The sequence below is a fragment of the Buttiauxella sp. B2 genome (genome assembly GCF_006376615.1).
Taxonomy (GTDB): domain Bacteria; phylum Pseudomonadota; class Gammaproteobacteria; order Enterobacterales; family Enterobacteriaceae; genus Buttiauxella.
On record NZ_VEXQ01000002.1, the window covers coordinates 47408 to 70661 of the forward strand.

Below are 23254 nucleotides of genomic sequence, written 5' to 3' on the forward strand. Positions count from 1 at the left end.
GTTTCTGGTAGACCACTAAATTGATTAAAGAAGTGTGAAAAACATCACGCAATGGGGCTTGATGGTAAAGAAGCACTCATGACAACCACTAAGAAGCTTTATCAGTTTGGTGGTTATTCTCTCAGTTTGATAAGGCAGCGTTTCACTTTTGAACGCAGGTCAGCCAAAGAGGATACCCAAAATTTCAGCACGGGATGACATTCTTAGAGATAGTTCACAAAATTGAATTTGGTCTCGTTTCAATTAACAAATTGTCCTTCTTTTTGCATTGTTGTCTGTGGGTTCAGGCTTTCAATAAAAGGATGTCAATGAATAAATTTATTGCTGTTGATGCGCAGGAATGTATCGGTTGCCATGTTTGCGAAATTGCTTGCGCTGTGGCGCACAATCACCAGCAATGGCCTGAGTCTGTTACTGCTTTCCATCCGCGCATCGAGGTTATTTCCCTCCAACAAAACCACGTCACCGTAACCTGCCATCACTGTAACAATGCCCCCTGTGTGACCAGTTGCCCGGTAGATGCTTTAACTTATTGCAACGAGCAGGTGCATCTGAACGAGGCGCGTTGCATTGGGTGTAAAAGCTGCGTGCTGGCCTGTCCGTTTGGGGCTATAGAAATGGTCGGCTCAGGCAATAAAAGCAGTTATCAGGCGCAAAAATGTGACCTATGTGAACAAAGTGAAACCGGACAACCTGCCTGCGTCGCCAATTGCCCGGCAAGTGCACTAAAACTGGTGGACGATTCTGCGCTAGACACCCTGCGCCAACGGCGGCAACACGCGGCAGTAAGCGGGAAATCAATCTCACGCCCTCGCCATCATTTATTAGAAAAACCTACCCGCAAAGGGGCAGATAAAATTCCTGCGGAACTTCGCAAAATGCACTTTGAAGAAATCTACCAAGGGCTAACCACACACCAGGTGATTAGCGAAAGCCAGCGTTGCCTGTACTGCGCTCAAAAAGCGCAATGCAACTGGACGTGCCCGTTGCATAACGCCATACCAGACCTGGTACGGTTAGTCGCCGAAGGCAAAATTATTGAGGCAGCGGAACTGAGCCACCAAAGCAGCTCGCTACCAGAAATCTGTGGACGCGTCTGCCCACAAGAACGCCTGTGTGAAGGGGCTTGCACGTTGAAGCCGCACAGCGGTGCGGTGGCAATCGGGAATATTGAACGTTACATCACGGATACTGCACTTGCTCAAGGCTGGTGGCCAAAAGTCTCGCCAGAAATCAAAAAACGTCAAGAGCGGGTGGCTGTGATTGGCGCAGGCCCCGCGGGGTTGAGTTGTGCGGATATTCTGGCACGCAACGGTATTCAGGTTGATGTCTACGACCGCCATCCTGAAATAGGTGGCCTGCTGACTTTCGGCATTCCGCCCTTCAAACTCGACAAACAGTTGCTCACCATGCGGCGCGAAATATTTATTTCCATGGGAATCGAGTTTCATCTCAATTGCGAAATTGGGCGCGACATTTCCTTTACTGATCTGATGGACAATTACCCAGCAGTATTTGTTGGTGTAGGGACTTACGGATTAATGCGCGCGGGGCTTGAGCATGAAGACTCACCGGGTGTCGTGCAGGCGCTGCCATTGCTTACCGCCAGTGCTTACAGAGTTATGGGCCTTGCCGACGACGATTCCGCACCATGGATTGAACTTAAAGATAAGCGTGTAGTGGTGCTAGGCGGCGGTGATACTGCAATGGACTGCCTACGCACGTCGGTGCGCCGTGGGGCGACCAGCGTCACCTGCGCTTATCGCCGTGATGAAGCTAGCATGCCGGGGTCGAAGAAAGAAGTGGTGAATGCCAGAGAAGAGGGTGTGGAGTTTTTGTTCAATGTGCAACCGCAACTCATCAAGCGCAACGACAAGGGCGAAGTAACAGGAGTTGGGCTGATTCGCACGCAAATGGGTGAACCAGGAAGCGACGGCAGGCGGCGCCCACAGCCCATCGCCGGTTCTGAATTTGTGCTCCCCGTTGATGTGTTGGTGATGGCGTTTGGTTTCCAGCCACACCCCATGCCATGGTTACGCACTCATCAGGTTACATTCGATAAATATGGTCTGATCCAAACTGGGCAAGCGGGGCGGTTATCCACTCAAACTCAAAACCCGAAAATCTTCGCGGGTGGCGATGCAGTACATGGCGCGGATTTGGTGGTCACGGCAATGGTTGCAGGACGGCAAGCTGCGCAAGACATTCTGGCAGTGTTGGAGGATCTCACTTCAATTCAAGACTATCCCCGTGCGGAGCTATTGTGATGACACAATTTATTCACGTTAATCACGAACGTTGCATTGGTTGCCGCACCTGCGAAATCGCCTGCGTCCAGGCTCACGCGGATAACAAATCTTCGAACGACAGCCATTTTCACCCAAGATTACGGGTACTAAAACTGCACTCGTCGACCCAACCGGTGATGTGCCACCAGTGCGAAAATGCGCCCTGCGTGGCAGCTTGCCCGGTACAGGCGCTGGTGCAGGAAGAAAACTGCGTGGCGATCTATGAGTCACTGTGTATTGGTTGCAAAAACTGTGTGATGGCCTGCCCATTTGGTGTAATCGACATTGGCCTTGTGCCAGGTCAATATTTACAGATAGTGAAATGCGACTTGTGCCAGCAGCAAGAAAGTGGTCCGGAATGCGTGAGAGTTTGCCCGACCGAGGCGCTGGAGATAAAAGATAGCGAAGGGGTGAAGCAGCAAGCCAGTTTGCGCCGTCAGGCTGCCGCATTGCAAAGTGCATATTCTTCATTGAAATAGTACGTAAAAATTAACAGTCAAACGGCCCGATAATCGGGCCGTTTTTCATTCATCAAATTGCCCAACCACCCGCGTAGAAAATAACCAATACTAGCGCTATTACCACTGTGCCGATGTTCAACCGACGCCACTCATTTGAGAACACACGCCCAACCACTAGCGTCACAAATCCCAGCATAATACCGGTGACAATATTACAGGTCAGCACGATAAACACTGCGCACACCAATCCCGCCATTGCATCAACAAAATCGTCGAAATCAAGTTTGGTTACGTTACTTAGCATAAGCAAACCGACATACATCAGTGCGGGAGCAGTGGCGTAACCGGGGATAAGGAAAGCTAACGGCGAAAGGAACAGCACCACTAAAAACAGTACGCCGACCACAGCCGCGGTTAAACCTGTTTTCCCACCGGCAGCCGTTCCCGCTGCGGACTCGATATACACAGCCGCAGGAGCTGCACCAACCAGACCTGATAAAATAGAGCTAACCGAGTCGGCGGTTAACGCTTTGCCACCATTGATAATTTGGTTGTTTTCATCCAGTAGATTTGCCTGGCCCGCTACCGCGCGAATGGTGCCTGTGGCATCAAAAACGGCAGTCATTACCAGAGCCAGTACGCTTGGCAACACCATCGGTTGTAACGCACCCATAATGTCGAGGCTGAAAATCAGCGATTTGCCATTTTCCCCACTCAGGCTTGGTAATGCCACGAGCCCGTGATATTGCACGTTGGGGTCAAAAATCAGGCCAATAATGGAAATAGCGATAATAACCAACAGAATGCCACCAGGGACTTTCAGTTTTTCCAGACCTAAAATCACGGCTAAACCCAGCAGCGTCATGACCACAGGGAAGGTGGTGAATCCACCGAGCGCAACAGGTAAGCCTTCCAGTGGGTTTTTGATAACCAGTCCCACGCCATTTGCCGCAATTAACAACAGGAACAGACCAATACCGATACCCGTTCCGTGGGCGATTCCCATTGGCAGGTTACGCAGCAGCCAGGTTCGCACCCCAGTTACGGAAATGGCGGTGAACAGCACCCCCATTAGAAAGACTGCACCTAACGCCACGGGAATACTGATGTGTTGGCCTAAAACCAGGCTGAATGCGGTAAAGGCGGTAAGTGAAATGGCGCAGCCAATTGCCATGGGTAAATTTGCCCAAAGGCCCATTAGCAATGAGCCAATCCCAGCGATTAAACAGGTTGCAACAAAGACTGCACCAGGCGGAAACCCAGCTTTCCCCAACATGCCAGGTACGACAATTACGGAATAAACCATCGCCAGGAATGTAGTAATGCCCGCCAGCACTTCCTGACGAACGGTACTGCCGCGTTTCGTAATATCGAAATAGCGGTCAAGTGCCCCTTTTACCTGCACAGTCTCAGGTAGTTGTGATGAATCGGTCGACATAGTTCAGTCCTTTTCAACGGTGAAGCGGAGTGTTTTCTTATCGTGTTATTGATGGCTTTCCTGCCTGCTACGTTCTTTCGTACACCAGTTGCCCATCGACATAAGTGCGATAAATCGAGCGGTCATCGCCCAGAGTTATCATCACAAACAGCTTGTCCATCAATGAAACGGAATTGTCATAGCGTAATTGTTGCAGCGGTGTGGCGGTTGGCTCGAGCACCACAAAATCAGCTTCTTTGCCGATGTCGAAATTGCCGATGAAACCGTCGAGCCCTAACGAGTGCGCTCCACCCAATGTGGCAAGATAGAACGCTTCATAAGCCGACAACCGATAACCCTGAAGCTGCATCACTTTGTAGGCTTCATTCAGGGTTTGCATCATGTTAAAGGTGGTGCCAGCGCCGATGTCTGTACCAATACCGACCTTGATTTTCTTGTGCCAGGCTTTTTGCAAATTGAATAAACCACTTCCAAGATACAGATTCGAGGTCGGGCAGAAAGCTATAGTGGAGTCGGTTTTATGCAGGCAGTCCCACTCTTCTTCTTCAAGATGAATACAGTGGGCGAACACACTATTTTTGCCGGTCAAGCCGTAGTGGTGGTAAACATCCAGATAGTTTTTGCGATCCGGGAACAACTCTTTCACCCAGGCGATCTCGTCTTTGTTTTCACATAAATGCGTGTGAACCCAGGTGTCGGGATATTCTTCGCGCAGCCGCTGCGCCATCCTCAGTTGTTCTGGCGTTGAGGTCGGCGCAAAACGCGGTGTAATCGCGTACAGCAAACGGCGGTTTTTATGCCAGCGCTCAATCAGTGCCTTACTTTCCTGATAGCTGCTTTGTGCATCATCGAGTAACCACTCTGGCGCGTTGCGGTCCATCATCACCTTGCCAGCAATCATGCGCATATTGATATTGCTTGCCGCTTCGAACAACGCGTTGGCAGACTCAGGATGAACCGTGCCAAATACCAGTGCGGTGGTGGTGCCGTTGCGTAGCAACTGTTTAAGGAAAAACGAAGCCATTTCACGTGCATACTCAGGGTCTTTATAGCGGCGCTCGGTAGGGAAGGTATGCTTGTTGAGCCACTCAAGGAGTTGCTCGCCATATGCTCCAACCATTTCACTTTGCGGGTAGTGAATATGGGTATCGACAAATCCCGGTACAATGAGCTTTCCGCGATAATCACGCACACGAATGGTGGCCGGTACGCGGTTTTTTCCTTCCTCCCACGCACCAAACCACACCACCTTGCCTTCGCTTATTAGCAGTAAACCGTCTTCAATAAAGCGCAATGCTGACTCAATTTCTTCAGGGTTCGTAATGGTGCGCGTGACATCAAGGAAGTTCCCGCGCACAGCCTTCAGGTTTGGTACACCAGTCATTCTTTATTCCTCAGTGATTCACAACAATCATTCCGATTTTTACAGTCAACCGGGATTGCTTTTGTTTCTTTTTGTTTTAATGGGATAAGCAGATTCAGGATGATGGCCGTCAGACCACCGGCGCAGATGGGGTTTTCCACCAGCACGAATAACGAAGGGGGTAAAATTTGGAAGATATCCGGGTCATAAGAAACCCCAAGTCCTAGCCCAAGTGATGTTGCCACAATCAGGGTTTCACGCCGCTGCAGGCCATTGGTTATGATGATCCTGATCCCTGCTATAGCAATCATCGAGAACATCAGTGTCATGGCACCACCCAAAACCGGAGCCGGAATGGTGGTAAAGAAGCGCCCGATAACCGGAAAAATGCCCAGTATGATAAGTATCACGGCAATCACACGGCCGATATGACGCGAGGCGACACCGGTCATTTGAATCACACCGTTATTTTGCGCGAAAGTAGTCAACGGTAATGAACCAAGCGCTGAGGAGATAACCGACACCAGGCCATCAGCCATTACCCCTCCTTTCAAGCGAGCCTGAAATTCTTCACCTTCGATGGGGCGGTTAGATACCATTGCCGTCGCCGTAATATCACCTACGGCTTCCAGTACGCTGAGTAGGTAAATGGTGCCCACCACCAGGAAGTGGTGAAACTCAAAATTGAAACCGTATTTAAAAGGCACTGGGATAGTGACCAGAGGCAGGTCACGTAACTTGCTGAAATCCACCATTCCTAAAAAGAGTGCAACGACGTAGCCTACAATCAGCCCGATAGCAATCCCGCCCATACGGAGCAAAGGGCTACGACAGCAGTTGAAGCCAATCACTATCAGCAGCACCAGCAACCCCAGTCCGATATTTTCATAATTACCAAAGGTGCCGCTGCTTTTGGCAGAGAACCCACCACCAAAATCGATAATGCCAACTTTAATTAAACTCAGGCCAATCATCAGCACCACGATGCCGCTGACGGTCGGACTAATCACCCGACGTAGATAAGGCAGAATAAATGACGAGCCAACTACCAGAAATGCGCCGACAAACGATACGGCCATCAGAGACGAGAGAATCAACTCCTCGTGTAAACCGTCATGTTTCATTGAGCTACCTAGGGCAATCATCACGGTGACAAAAGAGAAATTAACCGACTGAATAGATAATAAACCCGAACCAATCGGGCCGTAGCGATTGACCTGTAGCCAAGTGCCGATGCCGGAGGCAATCATTGCCATTGAGACCAGATAGGCACTGGTGTCTGTTGATAGTTGTAATGTTGTGCCAACGATCAGCGCAGGCGTCACCATCGGCACAAATATGGCTAAAAGGTGGGTTATGGCGGCCACTAACGCCTGGTAAAAAGGTGGTTTATCTTCTAACTCGTAAACTAACTCAGCCTCGGTATTGCGGATATCAGACATATGGACACTCCTGTATCTACCGGTAATGGTGGATGTCGTTCGCGCACATCCACCCTACAAAACTCCGCCATCCACGATTTTCGGAGATCGGATAAGCGCGATCGCCATCCGACACAATTACCGGCTTACAGTTTTCCTAAGGCATGCAAAATTTTCTCAGGGGTGAAATGCCACTCTCGCAGCCAGACTTTGCAGGCATCGTGAATAGCTGTGGCAATAGCGGGTGCCGCTCCGTTGACGCCAATTTCTGAGATAGACTTGGCACCGTATGGCCCAACGTGATCTTCGCTTGGGACGAGGAATGCGCGGAAATCACGGGGAACATCGCCAATCATAGGGGCGCCATAGGTACGTAAATCTCGCGTCAGCGGAATACCTTGCGCATCGTACTGAATCTCTTCTGTCAGGCTGTGTCCGATGGCGCGCATAGACGCGCCATAGATTTGCCCCAGTGCGAGGTCAGGGTTGATAGGCGTTCCACAATCCAGCAGGGCGTAGAACTTGTTGAGTTTGATTTCACCGGTACGGATATTCACCGCAACTTCGGCAAAGTTTGCGCCAAACGGGAAAGCGAAATTAGGGGTGATGTAAGTGGCGGTGGCAACCAAAGTCCCAAAGCCGGTGCCGGTTTCAGCCTTGTGGGCAATGTCTGCAAATGTGACTTCGCCTTGTTTACCGCGCACAACGCCTGGCGCCACTACAACGACATCTTCTAACGATTCACCGAGCATTTGCGCACCGTGGAAGAGAATTTTTTCACGCAAATTCTCTGCCGCATTCTTCGCCGCATTGCCGGAGAAACAGGTACCGGAAGAAGCGTAAGCGCCTTTATCAAACAGCGCATGGTCGGTATCACCGGAAATGACATGCACGTCAGACAGCGGGCAACACAGCACTTCAGCAGAAAGTTTACCGACTACGGTATCAAGCCCGGTTCCAATATCGGCCCCGCCGGAGTGCACGATAAACGTACCGTCCGATTCCAACTTGATCATGCAGTTAGCCTGGTCTATATCGGGAATACCGGATTTCTGCATAATAATTGCCACGCCGCGCCCGGTATGCCAGTCACCCTCAACCGGTTTTGGCGAATCCCATTCAATAAGCTGGCGGCCTTTGCGCAAAATCGGTTCCAGCGCGCAACTTGCGGCGGTTGGGGTTGAAGTGGGCATTTTTCCTTCGCCAATCGCGCCAAGGATTTTCAGTTCCTGGCCTTCACGTACACGGTTAATTTCCACCATATCTAACTGGTCAATACCCAGTTTTTCCGCCAGTTCAGCCAGTGCCATCGTCAGCGCAAAGTTACCCTTCGGAGCACCATATCCCTGGTAGGCACCGGTTGGGCTGATATTGCTGTAGTAAGTGGTGACCTGGAAATCGACGTTATCGCAAGGATAAAGCGGTAATGACAGCGCCGGCCCGTTACACGGCACGGTCAGCGCATGGTTGCCATAGGGGCCGGTGTTCGCGCGGAAATCCATTTTAATGGCAGTCAGGCGGCCATCTTTTTTCGCACCCATTTTCACCGTGACTTTGGCGACGTGGCGCGAGCTGTTGGCGATAAATTCTTCTTCACGTGTGTAATGGAAATAGACCGGACGCCCGGTTACGCAGGTCGCCCAGGCGCAAACATCTTCCAGCAAAATATCCTGCTTGGAGCCAAAACCGCCGCCGACGCGCTCTTTAATAACATGAACTTTATGCTGCTTTAAGCCCACTAAACTCGCGACCTGGCGACGTAAATGCCACGGAACCTGTGTTGATGCATGGATAACCAGGCGATCGCCATTCATATAGGTAAAGCAAACGTGGGTTTCTGTCGGGCATTGTTGTACCTGTTTTGATTCATAAGTGCGTTCGATTATCACATCTGCTTCGGAAAAGCCTTTGTCAACATCACCAATGTGCCCATGAATACTAGCGGCGATGTTCTTTTCAGGCCGCGCGCCAATAGGGAAATTGATAATCATGTGTTCGTCACGCTCGGCTGCGTGGCGGTTCTGCGCTTCAAGGTCAGCGGGGGCACCATTTACGTAAACTACTTTTTCGTCATGAACACGTGGGGCATTTTCTGCCATTGCTTCGTCAATCGACATCACGGGTTTTAACACCTGATATTCAACGTCAATTAACTTGAGTGCCGCCAGGGCGATTTCTTCACTTTCTGCAACCACTGCCGCAACGCGGTCACCGACATGGCGCAGTTTTTTACCAAACATACGGCGGTCAAGCGGGGAAGGTTCTGGTGCGCTTTGCCCGCCAGGTGTGTAGTAAATATCCGGGCAGTTAACGTGTGTAATCACATGAACTACGCCTGGCAACGCTTCGGCCTTGCTGACATCCAGACGGATAAGCAGCGCGTGCGGATATGGGCTGCGTAACATTTTCACTACGCAGGCATCTTTAGGTACGCGGTCTTCTACATAACAAGGCTTGGCCTGCACCATATTAGCCGCATCCGTTTTAGGATGGCGTTTGCCAATAACGGCGAGATCATGACGGAAAGATGGCGCGATAGTTGGTTGATAAGTAGGATCGGTCTGACGTGTTTTGGCGAGGTCAACAACCTGATAAAACTGCTGGTAACCCGCATCTCGGCTGAATAACCCTGACAACGCATCGTCAATGTCTTCACGTCTTGGGGATGGAATGCGTTCCAGTAAGTCGGTCAGGATCAGTGCGGCTGCGGGGTCGTTGTAACCTGACTGCACGACGCCAATATCCACCATCGCTTGCTGTACCAGGCTAAGTTGGTTCCAGGCACCCAGAGATTCGGCGGTTTTTACAACACAGCCTTCAAGTTGCCCGGCAATTAACAGTGAGGCATTAACGATAACGCCGTTATACAAAATGGCATCGGAACCTGCAAAGCCAAAGCCATCGTCGCTATTGCGCACCGAGTGCAGGCCTAGCCCGAACAACAGTTTCTGGACGTTTTCACCTGTACCACACTCGATTTCGCGTGGTGTTTCATTGAGCGTAAAGTGAATCATCATTTCATTCCCTCATCTTGCTGCTGGCAGTCGGTTAGCAGGTCAGATACCAGCACGCCGGCAATGTGGCGTTTAAACGCTTCGCTACCGGATAAATCAGCTCGTGGATAAATTGCTGCACCGACGGCTTGCTCCAGTGCTTCACCTTCTAAAGCTAGCGATTCAACGTCGCGCACTCGCAGTGGTTTTTCACCTACGCCATCCAGTGCGATACGGATTCCATCGGATTCAGTAATGCCAACAGCGGCAGTGACAACCGCCCAACCACCAGCAGAACGGCTGAACTTACGTGTTGCGCAACGGCGGAAAGGATCGTGGATGATCACTTCAACCAGCAGGCGGTCGCTTGGTGTTTGCAAATACTCTTCGAGCGTTAACGTTTCACCATCGGCAAACAGCAGTTCGGATTCCAGCACCAGTAGCAGCGGGATCAGAACGGACTCAGGCTGGCGGGCGGCAATTTCACCACCCAATGTGGCTTGGTTGCGGATGTGGCGGGAGTAGACAAAACCCAGAGCGTCGTGAAGTGCTTTGGGGATAAAAACGGTATCACGCAGTTTTTGCAGTGTTATCAGCGAACCGATGCGTAACGTTCCGTTGTCCCAGTCCACTTCGTCAAGCGGCAAACCTTGAAGGGAGATCGCAACACAATGTTCCGTATGCGTAGGTGTGGCATTCAATTTGCTGCCACCCGCCATCCACACTGCGTTGTCTTTATAGTGCTGCTTCAGTTCCATCGCCTGCTCAATGGAGGTGACGCGGAAAAATTGCTTAATCATATTTTCCTCTCTTCTTTCGGGTGCTTATGGCTGGCATAAGCGCTGCGAGTGATTATTTTTGAGCATCCATACGCCGCCACATTTTTGCCGCTACCTTACGGGCCTCGGCATAAATGGGTTCGCAATCGAAGGTAAACTCGCGGTCTTCATAAACCATCACGCCATCAATCATCACGCTATGAACGCTGGATGAGCCCATACCGAACGCCAGATGACCGCCGATGTTTTCGGCCTGTAGAGGGGTTGGCGATAAGTAATCACAGATGGTGAGGTCAGCTTTGTAGCCAGCAGCAAGGCAACCAAATTTCGCATTAAAGTTGCGAGCTAACAGAGAGTTACCGTTCCACAAATAGCGAGTGAAGCTGTCCGGCCACAGCGGGCCGCCCGCATCACGGTGTTTAAAGAAAGCGAATTTAAGCTCTTCGAACATATCCGAGCCGATGCCATCTGTGCCTAGCGCCAGGTTATGGTATTCAGCAAGCTGGTGGTTGTAGCCAACATGGTTATTCATATTGGAACGGGCGTTGTGAACGAGGAAACCGTCTTTCTCATTGAGCAGGCGGATATCGTCTTTAGAGAGATAAAGCCCGTGGGCAATCAACGTTTTGTTGTTAAGTAAATCGAATTCGGCGAGGCGAACCAGCAGGTCTTTGCCGTATTTGTCATGGCTATGAGAAACATCATAACTGTCTTCAGCGGCGTGAATATGCAGGCCGCGCCCGGTCAGCTTTACTGCACCCGAAAGCATGGCAAGCCCTGCATCCGGTACTGTAAACGGGGCATGAGCGCCGATGTGTGCTTCAACCAGATAGCGTTCTTTTCCTGCTGCACGGGTGCTGTCGATAAGGCGTGCAAAGTTTATGTTTTCCTCGACACCCGCTTCCAGTTCTTCCATGCCACCATTACGGTCGGTGGTTTCGAAACAGGTCATCCCGCGCAGTCCTGCTTTTAAGAAAGCATTGCGCAAGATGTTGAGTGAGCCGGCGATGTAATGCGGAGACGCGTGGTGGTCAATGACCGACGTACAGCCACTTTTAATCGCTTCCAGCGAACAAATCAGCCCGCTGTAGTAGAGAGACTCTTCGTCGAGTGCGCGATCAAGCCGCCACCACAGGTTTTTAAGCGTGGAGATAAAGTCCGGGCAGGGCGGGATTTGCGCCATAATCCCGCGTGATAAACCAGAGTAAAAATGGTTATGTGCACAGACAATGCCTGGCATCACGATGCGCCCGTGCATCTCTTTGACCGTGGCCTGTGGGTAGTGCCCTGCAAGCCCAGCCCCGACGTTGGCTATTTCACTGCCATCAATGACGATATCAACGTTTTCCAGCACCTGTGCTGGAGAAAACTGCACGGCGGTGACATTCTTCAGTATCAACATGATCAAGCCTCCACTTTTCCTAAGAGATAGCGATGATGCTTATGCACATGGCTGATAATTCGGCAGATATCGCCGAGTTCATGCGGGACTTCGTGGAACTGGCTGTCATCACTGAGCGTTAATTCCCAGACCTTTTTATGCAGGCGAATGCAGACGTTGTTACCTTCGGCGTAGAAGCCAGGATTGCTGCTGTTGGTAAAGTCTTCCAGCAAGCTGAAAACGGTCAATTTGTCTTTATATGGCTTGCCCTGCCATGGGCAGAATTGGGCACAGTTGCCGCATTCGTTGCAAAACGCATCAAGGTGTAGCGTCTGGAAGCGGTTCTGGAAGCCGGGAACGGCAATGGAAACGTTGGCGCGGTTAGGGCAAACATCGACGCATTTACTGCAAATGTAATTACACTCCAGGCAGCGTGTAGCCTCTTGTTTCACAAACATCTCGCGGTCATTTTTGTCCACAAGACTTACGGCAATTTTGCCTTTGCGCTGATAAACATGCGTCGGATCGACGTTGTTCCAGTATTTATCTGCATGGTGTGAGTGAATGTTTTCGCGCTCTAAAATTGCATCGGTTGCTCGCCTTGCTGTGCCGATAGCCGCGATAATCGAAGACGGGCCACTTTGCACATCACCAATCAGGAACAAACCAGGTTTTGTCGTTTCACCGTTGGTAGAGGTGACTGCAGGCCAGCCTTGCTCGTCAAGCGGTACACCCATTGCTGCCAGTGCTTCACAGTCTTGCTGCTCGCCAATAGCAGTGATTAAGGCGTCAAAATGCAGCGCTTCAGTTTTATCAGTAGCAACAGGGCGACGGCGCCCAGAGCTGTCTGCTTCGCCTAATTCCATTTTCTGTACCGTCAATGTGCCATCTTCGGCAAAGCTTTCCGGGTTAGTCAGAAATCTGAACTGCACGCCGTCTTGCAGCGCTTCTTCATACTCTTCGCGCCACGCGGGCATTTCGGCCTGGCTGCGGCGATAAAGCACGGTAACTTCTTGCACACCTGGTACGCGTAACGCTGCCCGAGCACAGTCCATTGCTGTGTTGCCCGCGCCAATGACTGCAACATGTTTGCCAAGGTTCAGATTCACGCCACGGTTAAAGTCGCGCAGGAAAGGCAGGGATTTGTAAACGTTACGGTTGTCACCTGCCAGTTTCACACCACTGTTTTTATCGGTTCCTGTACCAACCAGCACATAATGGAAACCGTCGTTTTGCAGTTGCTCAAAGGTCAAATCTGGCGAGCAGTTGTATTCAAATTTCACGCCGTGGGCGGCAACAAAATCGATATCATGCTGAATGAGTTCAGCTGGAATACGGAATTGAGGAATGATATTTTTCACCACGCCACCCGCGTTGGCTTCACGCTCAAATACGGTGACTGGATGCCCAGCACGTGCAAGGAAATAGCCCGCAGAAAGGCCTGCCGGACCTGCACCAATAACCGCTACAGGATGGCGGGAACCAGACCCGGCAGGTTTATGCCAGCGTTGTTTGTAACCTTCCCAGCCTTTTTCCAGTGCGACTTTTTTCAGCTCACGGATGTTCAGCGCGCTGTCATAGTCCAGGCGCGTACAGTTGCTTTGGCACTGATGGTCACATATATGGCCGGTGATGGCAGGTAGCGCGTTACGTTGATAGATAACCTCTAGCGCATCGGTGTAGCGGCCTTCGCCCATCAGGCGGATGTATTCAGGAATGTCCTGTTTCACCGCACAGGCGCTGACGCAAGGTGCTACATAACAATCCGTAAGTGGTAGCGGGCCGCCAGCATCAATTTGGTCATCTGACTTCCAGTGCTTCTGTGTGTACTCCATGCTGACAGCACGTTGCGCCAACGCTTCGAGGCGTTCCACATCAACACGCGTCAGCGATGCTGCATCTGAGCGTTCAAGCTCGCGTATACAATCGAGCATACGCAAGTAGCCACCTGGTTTGAGCAGGTCAGTTGCCATAGTGATAGGGCGGATACCGGTTTCGTAAATATCCCGAATCGTGAATTTACTGGCGCCGCCGGAATAAGAGATAGGTAGTAGACCGTCAAAAGCGCGGGAGAGCACGGCCGCCACGTTAATGGACAGGGGGAACAGCGCGCGGCCTGACATATACATCTCTTCGCCGGGTAACGCGCCTTTGTTATTGATGGTGCCCAAGGTATTAGTCAGTTTAACGCCAAAACCAAGCTGTTTTTCTTTGGCAAGCGCCATTAAACGCTGAAGCATTTCCAGCGCCTGCTGGAGTTTCAGATCGTGGCCAAATGACTCTTCTTTCAAGCCGATATAGTCGAAGCCGCAAGTATCCAGAATTTCTCTGACACGTGCATAACCTAGCAACGTTGGGTTCAGTTTCACGAAGGTATTAAGGTTTTTTTCTTCAAGCATGTAGCGACAAATGGCTTCGATTTCATCCGGCGGGCAGCCGTGCATGGTTGAAAGTGTTATACCTTTCACCAGCGTGGCAGGGATGGATTCAGGCAATGTCGCCAGTGCAGATTTGCGTTCAATCAGTAGCGTAAAGCGATTAATGAATGCATCGTTTTGCAGCCACTGTTGCAGAGTTTTGCGGTAACGTGCGAAGTCCGGATGCGCTGAGGAATCCATCATGGAATGAATAAACTGCTGCATTGGCGGCTGGCAAATACCTTCGAGGTTGTAGCCTACGCTCATGTTGAAAATAAATGATTTTTGCGCATGCGCAGGTTTTTCTGAGAATACCTTTTCCAGCAGATGGAGAATGAACCAGGCTTTTAGATATTCGTCGTAGGCTTTAGGGAGGGTAAATTCGGTAGACCACTCAGTATTAAAGGCCTCGTCTTCGGCGTCAATACACGGTTTTTCAAGCTCAAGCCGGTCAAGGATTTGCACGGTTTTCAGTTCGATAAAACGGCCGCCCGTAAGCCAGGAAACGATAATATTTTGTGCTAATTGAGTGTGAGGACCAGCAGCTGGGCCAATAGGCGTTTCACACGTTTCACCAAAGACATTAAATGAAGACGTTGGGTTCGCACGATAAAACTGCTGAGCCGGGATCCCGAAGATGGAATTGCTTTGCTGATACTCATCGAAAATGCGCGTCAATAGTTCTTCGAATGGAACCGGACGCATAATATCTCCCATGACACTCTCCTTGCGACAAATTATAGGGTAATAGCGCTTGTGGTTTTTCCACAAAAATAGTTGTTATGGTCTGTGCAACTATCGAGCCAGGGAATCCGTCCGTAGTGAACAAGAATAATAATTGGGAGCTACTTCTAATATTTATGCTGATTTGTGAAATAGTTCACACTCAGCGATTTGAGAATGAATATCAATAATAAACATCACCTGATGGTGGTGTCGGTTGTAGCTTTATTAATTCTCATAAATAGATGTTGAATATCACTTTGATAAAAATTTTCTGGCAAAAACACTTTTCTTTGAACGCAATCGATTAAATACAAATTGGTTGAAAAATAACGTTTTTTAACGATCGTTGTCGTGGAATTTATTAAATGTAGTCGGTAATCTTTTGAGCGAGTTAAACATGGTGAAGAATTGAATTAATTACATCTGATATAACTGTTGTATCCAAAGTTAATTCGTTACTTTCAGAAATGATTTCAATTATTTCAAGAGGCGAGAATAGTGTTAATAGCCCATATACCTGAGCCCTTAAATTCTATTTCAGATGGTGAAAGTATAATGCGCCAAAAAACAACGGTGATTAGTATTGTTGGAGCCGGTGGGAAAACGAGTACCTTATTCTGGCTAGCCCGTGAATTTGCTGGTATCGGGAAGCGAGTGATTGCCACTACCACCACACAAATGTATTTACCGGAAGAAAATATTCCCGTTTTGTTTTGCCACTCCCCCGACAAACTCCCGGGTGCTGCATTTCCTTCGCGGTCATTTTCCTGTTTTACGGGATGGGTCCCGGAAACAGGAAAAGTGCGGGGGTTTTCCCCGTTGCAAATTGATGCCCTGGCACAACGAAATATCACCGATATCTTGCTGGTTGAGGCGGATGGCGCGCGAGGGTATCCACTGAAAGCTGCAGCTTTGCACGAACCTTGCATACCTCAATCCAGCCATTTCGTTATTGCGCTAATGGGCGGGCAGGTCATCGGCCAGGACATTGGGCCGCAGAATGTTCATCGCTGGCCACTGTTTAGTGCACTAACGGGTCTGCGGCAGGGGGAACGCTTTGGCATTGAAGCGCTGGTGAACTTCATCAATCACCGTGACGGCTTGTTCAAACAGGCACCCCCGCAGGCCAAACGAATCTGGTTAATTAACCAATGTTCTCATATTGAGAATATGAAGGACTCTCTGTCAGAGCTTCTTGCTCGCACTGAGCTTGATGCCATTTGGCTGGGGGCGGTCAGGGAGTTTCCACCGATTGCATGCGTATTACAACGCCATGAAAAGCACGATTACTGATAACCATCTGTTGAGGCATTCATGAAAATTTTCGCAGAAGCAGCAAAACTGGAGCAGCAAAATAGCCCCTTTGCGCTGGCACAAATTGTTGATAGTCGGGGGTCTACTCCACGTCATAGCGCGCAAATGTTGGTGCGTAACGATGGTAGCGTGTTAGGGACGATCGGCGGGGGAATGATGGAGCGCTGCGTGATTAATGAGGCGTTACTGGCACTCGCCGAGCGCAAACCCCGTTTATTTCATGGCCGCATGGCTCGTAACGGTGAAGATGCCGTTGGCTCCGACTGCGGTGGGGCGATGACCGTTTATATTGATGTCCACGGCCATAACCCGCGTCTAGTTCTGATCGGTGCTGGACATGTAAATCAGGCCATTGCGAAAGCGGCGGCTGCGCTGGATTTTAATATCCACGTTGCCGATGTTTATGCCGATAACCTAAACCCTGATTACTTTCCTTTAACGACCCGTTTGTTACAGGCAAAAAGTTTCACTGAGGCTATAGATGCGTTGCAAATTGAGGCTGAAGATTACGTAGTGATTGCCACCAACAGCCAGGATAAAGAAGCGCTGGATTGCCTGATACATCGGCCCACTAAATATCTTGGCCTGCTGGCAAGCCACCGCAAAACTCAGACATTTCTTCACCAATTGCGTACCAATAGCGTACCTGAAGCTGAGCTTGAGCGTTTGCATGCACCGATTGGTTTTAATATTGGGGCAGAAACCCCGCAGGAAATTGCTATCAGCATCCTGGCGGAAATTGTTCAGTACCGTCATCAAGCCCCGGGTGGCCCGATGAAAACACCTGAAACGGTAGGGCGGTTGGTGGTTATTCGCGGTGCGGGCGATATTGCGACTGGCGTAGCACTTCGCCTTTATCATTCTGGTTTCCGTGTGGTGATGCTGGAAATGGCAAAGCCGACGGTAATCCGCTGTTCGGTGGCTTTTGCTCAGGCAATGTTTAACGGTGAAGTAAGTGTGGAAGGTGTTAAAGCCCGCCACGCGGCGAGTGTTGATGAGGTTCCTGCACTTTTACGTGCCGGTATCATTCCGATATTAGCTGATGAAAAAGCGAGTTTGCTGCCAATGCTGAGGCCCGATGGTGTGGTGGACGCGATTTTGGCCAAAGTGAATAAAGGCACGCACCGGGGTATGGCTCCTGTGACGATTGCATTAGGGCCTGGTTTTGAAGCTGGAAAAGACTGCGACGCGGTGATTGAAACCAATCGTGGGCATTATCTGGGGCGGGTTATTTATCAGGGGCACGCGCAGGCTAATACGGGGATCCCTGGAAATATTAATGGTGAAACGACGCGGCGGGTAATGCGAGCCGCTGTCGCGGGAAAATTCCGTTGTAATGTGAAGCTGGGCGATATGGTGAATGAAGGGGATATTGTGGCCTGGCTTGGCGACACACCCGTGCTTGCGCCATTAAGCGGAATGGTGCGCGGTTTGCTCAATGACGGTTTGAGTGTAACGGTTGGTTTTAAAATTGGCGATGTTGACCCGCGAGGTATTGCGGCAGATTTTACCACCGTGTCGGATAAAGCCCGCGCCATTGGCGGTGCCGTTCTGGAAGCGATGATGGCGTTACCGCAAAAGCAGACTCCAGTGACCAGCAAGGTACCGATTCGGGAAGATGCATTGGTGGGATAGCGCTGATATTATTATGAAATAAAATAAAAAGGGTGGATAAAGCTAGCGCTTATCCACCCTTTACTTGAATTCCAAAATACTAGCCAGCTACTGGCAAATCACGGTTCCCGTTTTCCCTTCGATACCTTCTTTGGCTTTCTCAAGCACAGTGATCAGCGTTTCTCGTCCGGGACGGCTGGCCGCAAATGCTACGGCGGCTTCTACTTTCGGTAACATCGAACCTTTGGCGAAATGCCCTTCGTTGATAAAGCGCTCTGCGTCATTCAGGCTCAGGCGATCCAGCCATTGCTCGGTTGGCTTGCCGTAGTTAATCGCCACTTTTTCTACGGCGGTGAGGATGATCAGCATGTCGGCGTTGATCATCTCTGCAAGCCGAGCACTTGCCCAATCTTTGTCGATAACCGCGTTGGCACCGCGTAAATGGTTACCTTCACGGATCACCGGAATACCACCACCGCCAACGGTTATCACCAGTTGCCCGGCAGCTAACATCGCTTTTACCGTTTCTTTTTCGATGATGTCGACAGGTTTGGGTGATGCCACCACGCGCCGCCATCCTCGACCGGAGTCTTCCATCATCTGGTGGCCGTTTGCCATCAGAATTCGGGCTTCTTCGTGTGTAAAGAAAGAACCAATGGGTTTGGTCGGGTTGAGGAAAGCGGGGTCGTTTTTGTTGACTTCTACTTGAGTAATAATTGTTGCCACTGGGACTTCCAGCCCGCGCAGATGAAGCTCTTCACGCAGGGCGTTTTGCAGATCATAACCAATATAGCCCTGGCTTAGTGCCACGCACACAGACATGGGTAACATCGGTGTATGGGCTTCGGTTTTGGCTGCGGCTTCAAATGCTCGGTTAATCATGCCAACCTGCGGGCCGTTACCATGTGTCAGTACAACTTTATGTCCTTGTTCAATCAAATCAACAATGGCGCGAGCGGTAATTTTCACCGCGACCATTTGCTCTGCCAGGCCATCGCCTAAAGCGTTGCCTCCCAAAGCCAGTACGATTGTTTTTTTCATCCCTACCTCGTTTGCAGATTGGTGGTTTATTTTTAAAAAAATTAGCGTGTTAAAAATCTGAATAGTTAAACGGTTGGCGTTTCAAAAAATGCCCGCGCCCTGCGGTTCCGGTAAATTTCCCCTGGCTCCAGAGTGTTTCTCCGCGTGACAAGGTGTGGCGGATTTTTCCCTGGCATTCCATACCTTCGTAGGGGCTGTAATCGGCGTTGTCGTGTAATTCGCTGTGGCAAATTGTGGTGCTGGCTTGCGGGTCGATAATCACCACATCGGCGTCGGCACCCACGACAATGCAGCCTTTTTGTGGCCACAAACCAAATAATTGTGCGGGCATGGTGCTGGTGAGTGAAACAAAGCGTTCCGGAGAAATACGCCCGCTCATGACACCTGCAGAAAACAGCAAAAGTAAGCGATTTTCCACGCCAGGCAGCCCGTTTGGGCAGCGGCTGAAATCGCCATTAGACAGCGCAACTCGTTGCTGATAAGGGAAAGTGCAGTGGTCTGTTGCGACCACATCAATCGTGCCGTCGCTAATACCGCACCATAGAGCATCTTGATCGCGTACGTCGCGCAATGGCGGGCTGAGAATAAATTTCAGGGCGTCTTCGCGCAGGTACAGGCGTTCATCCAGCATTAAATATTGCGGGCAAGTTTCTACCCAAACTTGCTGATGGCGCACTTTTGCCAGACGCAGGTAATCCAGCCCCAAACCGTTGGAAAGATGGACGATATACAGCGGTGCGTTGCCCGAAAGACGTGCCAGGTTAATCATCCTTGCTATGGCCTCTGCTTCACATTCTGGCGGGCGACTGCGCGCGTGATAGAGCGGGGCGGTAAGCCCCGCGGTAAGAAAATCAGCTCGCCGTTGGGCAATAACGGCATCGTTTTCCGGATGCACAGTGGTGAGCGCGCCGACTTCGTTAAGCCGTTGCAGCGCACGCAGGATGTCGCTGTCGTTCAGTTTGTAGAGATAGGTCAGATACAGTTTAAAACTGCTGATCCCTTCATCGACCATCGAGGGGATTTCATCAATGATGGCATCGTCAATATGCTGGATAACGCCATGAAAGCTGTAATCGACAACCGCTTTATCACGGGCATAACCGTGGTAAACCTCGAGCTGGTGGTGCAGGTTGCATCCCGCTGGGCCAAATCCCATATGGTCAATAATGGTTGTTGTACCACCACACGCAGCGGCGCGGGTGCCGGTAAAAAAATCATCACAGCTACTGGCAATGCCGACATCAATATTAAAATGGGTGTGAACGTCTATTCCGCCTGGCATCACGTAACAGCCTGTGGCGTCAATGACTTCACAAGTGTCAGGAACAGGAATGTCCGCTGCAATGTGTTCAAACTTGCCGTTAACTATTAGCACGTCGGCTTGCGTCTGGCCTGTTGAATTCACAACACAGCCGTTTTTAATCAGCACATTTTTTGTGGGATTCATGGGGGGAACTCCATCACTAACAGGCTCCGCTGGTGACCCAACGGAGCACGGTCAGCAAAAATTATTTCTTCAATTCAGATAAATAGGTCAACGGAATCGAGGCGTAAAGAGCAGCACAGGTAACCAAGTGATCTTTCCAGGTTTTTTCATTTGGTGCATGAGCTTCAGGTTCTTTGCCCGGGCCAAAACCGATGACCGGAATACCGTGACGGCCCATGATGGAAACGCCGTTGGTGGAGAAAGTCCATTTGTCCACGACCGGATCTTTTTGGAACAGGCCCTGGTAGGCTTTGCTGAGGGTTTTAACCGTGATGTGGTCTTCTTCCACTTTCCAGGTTGGGAAGTAGCATTCGGTTGGATACACAAGGCCAGTCCACGATGGGCGATCGTACTGGTACATAGAAACAGTCGCTTTGGCGGCTTTTACAGAGTCGAGTGCGCGGATTTCTTCAAGTGCACCTTCCCATGATTCGCCCCAGGTTAAACGACGGTCAATGGAGACGGCGCAGCTATCTGCCACAGCACAACGGCTAGGTGAGGTGAAGAAGATTTCAGAGACGGTTAGCGTACCTTTGCCAAGGAAGTCGTCATTACCTAAACGCATGTTCAACTGTTGAAGCTCGTTAAGGATTGGCCCCATTTTGAAGATGGCGTTATCACCACGCTCCGGTGCTGAGCCGTGGCAACTCACACCCTGAACGTCGATGCGGATTTCCATGCGCCCGCGTTGGCCGCGATAAATCTGGCAATCTGTGGGTTCGGTACTGACGACGAATTCCGGGCGAATACCCGATTGTTCAATGATGTATTGCCAGCATAGGCCGTCGCAGTCTTCTTCCTGAACAGTGCCGGTAACCAGCAGGGTGTACTGATCTTCAAGCCCTAAATCTTTGATGATTTTACCAGCGTAGACCATAGAGGCCATGCCACCTTCCTGATCAGATGCGCCACGTCCACCAATCAGTTCTTCGGTTTCCATGCCCTGATATGGGTCGAAAGACCAGTTTTTGATGTTGCCGACGCCAACGGTATCAATGTGGGCGTCCATTGCTATCAGGTGCGGGCCATGGCCAATGTAGCCGAGGATGTTGCCCATCGGGTCAATTTCAACTTTATCGAAACCGACTTTTTCCATCTCTTCTTTGATGCGATACACGACGCGTTTTTCATCGCAGCTTTCGCTTGGGATGGCAATCATGTCGCGCAGGAAGCGCGCCATGTCGGCTTTGTAATGTTCAGCTTTTTCTACAACCAGTTTAAATGGAATCTGCTTAGTCATTTCTTTAACTCCCTAAATGAAACTTATCAGTGAACCGCCGTGGTTCATGCTGTTGTGGGGTACGCGCCTTCCCAAACTACTTCGCGGTAGTGCTTAACGTCGGTATCCCCTTCGGTGCTGATAAGCAACACCACGGAGTCGCGGTTAAGCCCAAGTCTTGCCATGAGTGTTTCACGCTGCGGGTGGTAGTGAACGGCTGCGAGCACGCCGAGACCGACCGCTCCCGATTCGCCGGAAACGATACGTGGGTCTTTACCGAGAGGGTTACCGAGTACGCGCATACCGAGTGCGGCAACGGAGTCCTGGCAGGAGATAAACTGCGTGGCGCAGTCACGGAGCACTGTCCAGCCAAGCGGGTTTGGTTCACCACAGGCAAGACCTGCCATGATGGTTGCCATATCACCGCTGACGTTAACGATGTCGCCTTTAACGCCCGAGCGGTAAAGGCAGTCCGCGAGTTCTGGTTCGACTATCACGGAATGGAGGTGTTGCGCGCCATACACATCCGCCAGATAACCCAGTACACCACCCGCCATTGCTCCGACACCGGCTTGTAAAAAGACGTGCGTCGGGCGTTCAATACCGAGCTGTTTCATCTGTTCAACGGCTTCGTCGGCAAGGGTTGAGTAGCCCTGCATAATCCAGGTTGGGATTTTGGTGTACCCTTCCCAAGCCGTGTCCTGCACGACTTCCCAGCCGCGCTCCTGGGCTATTTTCATGGTCATACGCACGGTGTCGTCGTAGTTCATGTCGGTGACGATACATTCTGCCCCAAGGTTCAGGATGTGATCCACGCGCTCTTGCGCCGAGCCTTTTGGCATATAAACAACGGCATGTTGCCCTAATTGCCGTGCCGCCCAGGCTACGCCACGTCCGTGATTTCCGTCGGTAGTGGTGGCAAAAGTCATTTTTTCTTTGATGGTGTTTTTGATTTTCTCAAACGAGAAATCATTGATGTCCATCTGGTATTTTTCGCACAGCAATTGGGCGATGGCGTAAGTGCCGCCCAGCATTTTGAACGCGTTCAGGCCAAAGCGCTGTGATTCATCTTTGACCAGAATTTTGCCGACGCCAAACAATCCCGCCAGTGCATTCAATTCGCAAAGGGGTGTGGGCTGGTAACCGGCGATTTTCTGGTGAAAAGCGCGGGCTTTACGGGTCTGCTCGCTGGTGAACAGCGGGGATATTTCACCGTTGAATAAACGGTTTTGTTCGATGTCTAATTTCAAAGAGAAAACGGACATAACTTAACCTCATTTAGCAAAAGAGGATTTGCTGGAGGAGACTCTGGC

Annotated in this window: 15 protein-coding genes; 4 read left to right on the forward strand and 11 right to left on the reverse strand. The window is 50.6% G+C overall.

The genetic code is table 11. From position 1 onward, the window contains the following. The first annotated feature begins 308 nt into the window (after positions 1-308). Entirely contained in the window at positions 309-2267 is a 1959-nt protein-coding gene (locus FH968_RS03395; RefSeq protein WP_139877408.1) for an FAD-dependent oxidoreductase, read from the forward strand. Continuing rightward, the gene (locus FH968_RS03400) at positions 2267-2767 is read left to right on the forward strand and encodes a 4Fe-4S dicluster domain-containing protein (RefSeq protein WP_139877410.1); all 501 of its coding nucleotides are present in this window, start codon (positions 2267-2269) and stop codon (positions 2765-2767) included. The genes FH968_RS03395 and FH968_RS03400 overlap by 1 nt, the downstream gene beginning before the upstream one ends. A 52-nt stretch (positions 2768-2819) precedes the next feature. On the opposite strand, the gene FH968_RS03405 is transcribed toward FH968_RS03400, so the two are convergent. The 7 genes from FH968_RS03405 to ygfK all read right to left on the reverse strand — a co-directional run bounded on the left by FH968_RS03405 (position 2820) and on the right by ygfK (position 15258). Beyond that, entirely contained in the window at positions 2820-4187 is a 1368-nt protein-coding gene (locus tag FH968_RS03405; RefSeq protein WP_139877412.1) for an NCS2 family permease, read from the reverse strand. Positions 4188-4254: 67 nt separating this feature from the next. Then, positions 4255-5571, reverse strand: coding sequence for a guanine deaminase (guaD, locus tag FH968_RS03410; RefSeq protein ID WP_139877414.1), 1317 nt, complete (start codon positions 5569-5571; stop codon positions 4255-4257). Beyond that, complete coding sequence (locus tag FH968_RS03415) at positions 5568-6992, reverse strand: nucleobase:cation symporter-2 family protein (protein ID WP_139877416.1); 1425 nt, start codon at positions 6990-6992, stop codon at positions 5568-5570. The genes guaD and FH968_RS03415 overlap by 4 nt, the downstream gene beginning before the upstream one ends. Before the next feature lie 125 nt (positions 6993-7117). Next, on the reverse strand, positions 7118-9988 hold the full coding sequence (locus FH968_RS03420) for a molybdopterin-dependent oxidoreductase Mo/Fe-S-binding subunit (protein ID WP_139877418.1): 2871 nt from the start codon (positions 9986-9988) through the stop codon (positions 7118-7120). Continuing rightward, positions 9985-10764, reverse strand: a complete 780-nt coding sequence (gene ygfM / locus FH968_RS03425; protein ID WP_139877421.1) for a molybdopterin-dependent oxidoreductase FAD-binding subunit — start codon at positions 10762-10764, stop codon at positions 9985-9987. The genes FH968_RS03420 and ygfM overlap by 4 nt, the downstream gene beginning before the upstream one ends. A gap of 52 nt (positions 10765-10816) precedes the next feature. Next, positions 10817-12145, reverse strand: a complete 1329-nt coding sequence (gene ssnA, locus FH968_RS03430) for a putative aminohydrolase SsnA (RefSeq protein ID WP_139877423.1) — start codon at positions 12143-12145, stop codon at positions 10817-10819. Between the two features lie 2 nt (positions 12146-12147). Then, entirely contained in the window at positions 12148-15258 is a 3111-nt protein-coding gene (gene ygfK, locus FH968_RS03435) for a putative selenate reductase subunit YgfK (protein WP_139877425.1), read from the reverse strand. A 564-nt stretch (positions 15259-15822) separates the two neighbouring features. On the opposite strand from ygfK, the gene yqeC reads away from it, so the two are divergent. Both yqeC and yqeB read left to right on the forward strand, forming a co-directional pair. Then, the gene (yqeC, locus tag FH968_RS03440) at positions 15823-16560 is read left to right on the forward strand and encodes a selenium cofactor biosynthesis protein YqeC (protein ID WP_139877427.1); all 738 of its coding nucleotides are present in this window, start codon (positions 15823-15825) and stop codon (positions 16558-16560) included. A 21-nt stretch (positions 16561-16581) separates the two neighbouring features. Beyond that, the gene (yqeB, locus tag FH968_RS03445) at positions 16582-18216 is read left to right on the forward strand and encodes a selenium-dependent molybdenum cofactor biosynthesis protein YqeB (protein WP_139877429.1); all 1635 of its coding nucleotides are present in this window, start codon (positions 16582-16584) and stop codon (positions 18214-18216) included. 87 nt (positions 18217-18303) lie between these two features. Here yqeB and arcC read toward each other — a convergent pair whose 3' ends face one another. The 4 genes from arcC to dpaL form a co-directional block, all read right to left on the reverse strand. Further along, the gene (gene arcC, locus FH968_RS03450; protein WP_139877432.1) at positions 18304-19236 is read right to left on the reverse strand and encodes a carbamate kinase; all 933 of its coding nucleotides are present in this window, start codon (positions 19234-19236) and stop codon (positions 18304-18306) included. A gap of 49 nt (positions 19237-19285) precedes the next feature. Beyond that, positions 19286-20683, reverse strand: a complete 1398-nt coding sequence (gene hydA / locus FH968_RS03455; RefSeq protein WP_139877434.1) for a dihydropyrimidinase — start codon at positions 20681-20683, stop codon at positions 19286-19288. Between the two features lie 61 nt (positions 20684-20744). Beyond that, positions 20745-21962: a YgeY family selenium metabolism-linked hydrolase gene (locus tag FH968_RS03460; protein WP_139877436.1), complete on the reverse strand. Its 1218-nt coding sequence runs from the start codon at positions 21960-21962 to the stop codon at positions 20745-20747. A gap of 44 nt (positions 21963-22006) precedes the next feature. Next, on the reverse strand, positions 22007-23206 hold the full coding sequence (dpaL, locus tag FH968_RS03465; protein WP_139877438.1) for a diaminopropionate ammonia-lyase: 1200 nt from the start codon (positions 23204-23206) through the stop codon (positions 22007-22009). Positions 23207-23254 lie beyond the last annotated feature (48 nt).

What these genes read in the sequence shown, in the direction of transcription:
- dpaL (WP_139877438.1), bottom strand. Translation starts at nt 23,206, where the DNA reads ATGTCCGTTTTCTCTTTGAAATTAGACATCGAACAAAACCGTTTATTC.
- guaD (WP_139877414.1), bottom strand. Translation starts at nt 5,571, where the DNA reads ATGACTGGTGTACCAAACCTGAAGGCTGTGCGCGGGAACTTCCTTGAT.
- FH968_RS03460 (WP_139877436.1), bottom strand. Translation starts at nt 21,962, where the DNA reads ATGACTAAGCAGATTCCATTTAAACTGGTTGTAGAAAAAGCTGAACAT.
- yqeC (WP_139877427.1), top strand. Translation starts at nt 15,823, where the DNA reads ATGCGCCAAAAAACAACGGTGATTAGTATTGTTGGAGCCGGTGGGAAA.
- hydA (WP_139877434.1), bottom strand. Translation starts at nt 20,683, where the DNA reads ATGAATCCCACAAAAAATGTGCTGATTAAAAACGGCTGTGTTGTGAAT.
- FH968_RS03395 (WP_139877408.1), top strand. Translation starts at nt 309, where the DNA reads ATGAATAAATTTATTGCTGTTGATGCGCAGGAATGTATCGGTTGCCAT.
- FH968_RS03415 (WP_139877416.1), bottom strand. Translation starts at nt 6,992, where the DNA reads ATGTCTGATATCCGCAATACCGAGGCTGAGTTAGTTTACGAGTTAGAA.
- yqeB (WP_139877429.1), top strand. Translation starts at nt 16,582, where the DNA reads ATGAAAATTTTCGCAGAAGCAGCAAAACTGGAGCAGCAAAATAGCCCC.
- ssnA (WP_139877423.1), bottom strand. Translation starts at nt 12,145, where the DNA reads ATGTTGATACTGAAGAATGTCACCGCCGTGCAGTTTTCTCCAGCACAG.
- FH968_RS03400 (WP_139877410.1), top strand. Translation starts at nt 2,267, where the DNA reads ATGACACAATTTATTCACGTTAATCACGAACGTTGCATTGGTTGCCGC.
- FH968_RS03420 (WP_139877418.1), bottom strand. Translation starts at nt 9,988, where the DNA reads ATGATGATTCACTTTACGCTCAATGAAACACCACGCGAAATCGAGTGT.
- FH968_RS03405 (WP_139877412.1), bottom strand. Translation starts at nt 4,187, where the DNA reads ATGTCGACCGATTCATCACAACTACCTGAGACTGTGCAGGTAAAAGGG.
- ygfK (WP_139877425.1), bottom strand. Translation starts at nt 15,258, where the DNA reads ATGGGAGATATTATGCGTCCGGTTCCATTCGAAGAACTATTGACGCGC.
- ygfM (WP_139877421.1), bottom strand. Translation starts at nt 10,764, where the DNA reads ATGATTAAGCAATTTTTCCGCGTCACCTCCATTGAGCAGGCGATGGAA.
- arcC (WP_139877432.1), bottom strand. Translation starts at nt 19,236, where the DNA reads ATGAAAAAAACAATCGTACTGGCTTTGGGAGGCAACGCTTTAGGCGAT.